The organism is Acinetobacter sp. YH16031, from assembly GCF_013417335.1.
Classification (GTDB): Bacteria; Pseudomonadota; Gammaproteobacteria; order Pseudomonadales; family Moraxellaceae; genus Acinetobacter.
Genome location: NZ_VPED01000126.1, coordinates 1 through 1898 on the forward strand (window position 1 = coordinate 1; position 1898 = coordinate 1898).

Sequence of the window (1898 nt, forward strand, 5' to 3'; positions counted from 1 at the left end):
AAATATTAGTATAAATATAACGGGTTGTATCATTATAAAGCCAACTTGTAGCGGTCAAACACACACGTATATTTGTTTTCATTATGGAACGTGGATCACAACGAAGAGTAATATTGGTAGAAGTCGTACTTAATGCAGGACTCACCTCACCAAAATCAAGCGAGGTAGAAGAAATACTGCATTTAGCAGCCTGACTTTCACCTGTAATCATCAAACCTAAAAATAGACCTGACATTAAAGTTAAATTTTTGCTTGATAAAAAAGGAGATTTTTTTTTGCTCATTATTCGCATAGCAAGTCTCCTAAATCAATTAAACCTTTCTGGGTATCTAAACCATTTATCTCAAAGCTACACATTTTGTCTTTTTGCTCTACAAAGAATTTAGTTACTTTAGGGTTTTCCATATAGATCATACCATCATGTGCAACCACAGTAAGAGGCTCTGGTATTGAGGACTTTAAATCTGGACTTGCCCAGACATTCGACCCGGCTTCAATTACGCTTCCATCTTTTTGTTTAATAACTGCTTGAATCGCCTGAATCTGGTAAACAGGAAAATCTATGAAGACTCCACTACCAAACCTTGGTACAGCATTCTTTACTGTTGTTTCAATATAATAGTCAGCAGGTAATTCTAATGCATCGATTGTGATCTTGTTATTTTGGTAAGGATTCAGTGAGGTGACGACCAGTTCTCCGTTTCTATTGGTCTTTCCTACTGATCTATTTTCTAATTTCACTGGTACTTCAGGAATATTAGAGGTTGAAATCAAAGCAAATGAATCAAAAGATCTACGCATTGGGAATAAACTTCGATTCATCATTAACAGGCTTCCACTTAATGTACCGTTGGCTATTCGAGAAGAGCTGTTATCGGTTTTAAATTCCTGTAAGCCTAAACTCCACTCCCCATAGTTGTGAATCCGAGCAAGTTGAGTCTGGATATTTCGATTATCCTGAGCCGTATCTACCTGTACTTGCCATCCCCACCCACCAACATCACGAGAGACGGACTGACGCGCATTAAAAGACAGCTTCTCTTGTTCCTGATCTTGCTGATAGGATAAGTTGACGGTTCGTCTCTTTTCTAATGGAACATTCAAGCTCAAATAATATCTGGTATCTGATCCATTTAAATCATGATTTGCGCTTAAGTTGAGATAATAATTGTTAGGGAATGAATAAGACCAATTAAATGTTAAAAACTCGTTAGTTGAATCCCAATCTTGTTCTTGATAAATATAACTTGCCCCGAACTGGCCTAACCTATTATTCGTACCTAGAAAAAATTGATCAGATCGCTGAGGAAATGCTAAACCATTTAGGTGCGCGATATCGTAATATTCGCCTGACTGCCGAGCCGTATTATAAGAGATAGTTAAGTACCTAGAATTCCAGTTATATCCTAATTGATAAATAGCTCCGGTTAATCCCTGATAGTCACTAAAAGAATATGCTGCATTTAACAGACCTGCGCGGTTTCCTAGTCTTTGGATAAATCCTGCTCCTCCCAAGTACAGATCAGGCGCTAACTCCAAATGTGTCTCTACAGTTAAATCTTGTGTTAAACCATACCGATAACTGGTATTAGTAACCAGATCCTTATCATATTTGAAGGAACGTTCCCCATATGCTAAACGTGTATAACCTAGGTTAAATGACCAGTCACTCAAATCTTCCTTTAGCAGTTGATTGGTTCCATATAAAGAAAAATTAAGAACTCTTTGTTGGCCATTGATATCAGTCACAACTACTTGAGCTTGTCCAACTCCAGTAATAATAGGGATCGCTTCAATTTCAAATTGACCAGGTATGATTTGCTGAGTTGTTTGCTTTAGCCCATTAATAAACAAATCTACTGTGGATGGTAAACTTACTTCACCTTTAAATGATTCCA

2 protein-coding genes are annotated in these 1898 nt (G+C 37.2%); both read right to left on the reverse strand.

Translation table 11 applies throughout. The annotated features are described in order from the left end of the window. On the reverse strand, positions 1 to 292 hold a 292-nt coding region (locus FTV31_RS16500), incomplete at its 3' end, for a spore coat protein U domain-containing protein (protein WP_180015730.1). Then, positions 283 to 1898: fimbria/pilus outer membrane usher protein (locus FTV31_RS16505; RefSeq protein ID WP_180015732.1), on the reverse strand; the 1616-nt coding region annotated here is incomplete at its 5' end. The genes FTV31_RS16505 and FTV31_RS16500, both read right to left, overlap by 10 nt.